This is a genomic window from Actinocorallia lasiicapitis (genome assembly GCF_054778695.1).
In genome coordinates this window covers 1-1,314 of sequence record NZ_BAAGZI010000731.1, presented here as the reverse complement: position 1 = coordinate 1,314, position 1,314 = coordinate 1, and the positions used below count along the sequence as shown (strand labels likewise).

Sequence of the window (1,314 nt, the reverse complement as noted above, 5' to 3'; positions counted from 1 at the left end):
CCAGCGCCAGCAGCCCGGCCGTCGCCCAGCCCAGGTCGGTGCCGGGCCCGCCGGGGTCGAGCGTCAGGATCGACAGCCCCGACAGGCGCTGGTCGACCAGCTCCGGCCGGTGCAGTCCCGCTTCCAGCAGCAGCCGGGACGGGTGCAGCGCCAGCCCGATCGTGGCGGGCAGGAGCAGCAGCGGCGGTGTCAGGACGACGATGGCGAGGTCGGAGCGGCGGGCCGTCCGGAAGAACAGCGCCGAAAGGCCGCACAGCACGGCGAGGAGCAGCCAGGTCAGCGGCACGAACGCCATCGCGACGGTCAGCAGGACTGCCAGCCCCCACGCGGCGCGGCGCGCCTGCCGGGCGTCGATGAGTCCTTCGGGCTGGCGCAGGACGCGCGCGCCGAGCAGCCCCATCAGCGGCAGCTGCACCGCGACGACGCAGGTGCCGAACCGTCCGGCGGCGACCGCGCCGGACACGACGGGCAGCAGTGCGTACGCGATCGCCACCCAGATCCGGATCGCGCTGGCGGGCACCCGGCGCCGCCCGATCAGTTTGGCGGCGCGCCGTCCGACGGGCAGCCCGGCGGGGACGAGCCGTTTCGCCGCGAGGTAGGCCGTCAAGCCCGACAGCGGGACGCAGCCGACGAGGATCACCAGCATCGCGAGCCATGGTTTGCCGAGCGTCAGGTAGGAGAGCAGCCCGAGGACGGCCAGGTAGGGCGGGGCCGCGTCGGCCGAGCCGAGCCCGGCCTCGTGCCAGCCGGACACGTACGCGCCCCACAGTTCGGACGCGCTCCCCCACGCGGGCACGAGCGCGCCGCCGCCGAGCCGTCCGCCCAGCAGCGACCGTTCCGCGAGGAAGGTCACGAAGGTCAGCACGAGCAGGACGATCACGCTGGGGTGGGCGATGATCCGGCGGATGATGCCGAGGCCCTTGTCGTCCTGCGGGCCGTCCTCTTCGTCCTCGGCGCCGTACTCGGTGGGCGCGATCAGCGCGCCGGCCCGTTCGGCGAGCCGCCGCAGCGTCACCCAGTGCGGCTGGAACCGCCGCACCACCCGGTAGACGCTGGTGCGGCCGTTGGAGCGGGCGGCGCGCAGCGAACGCAGGCCGAGCGGGTCGGTCAGGACGTCCCGGACGGCGGCGAGCTCGTCGCGGAGCGCCAGCGGCTTCTTCGCGATCAGGAAGCCGATCATCCGGAACAGCGAGCCGATCATCAGCCGGAAGAAGATCCAGAGCATGGGCCGGAGCGGCAGGTTCGCCAGCAGCACCAGCATCGCGTTGCGCCGGTCGAGCCGCCGCCGCGCGACGGCGTGCGCCCGCCGGCCGC

General features: G+C 74.5%; 1 pseudogene. It reads right to left on the bottom strand.

Annotated features, from left to right (window positions below):
- Window positions 1–1,314: pseudogene (locus ACYVE7_RS34195) on the bottom strand (glycosyltransferase family 2 protein); the annotation flags it as partial.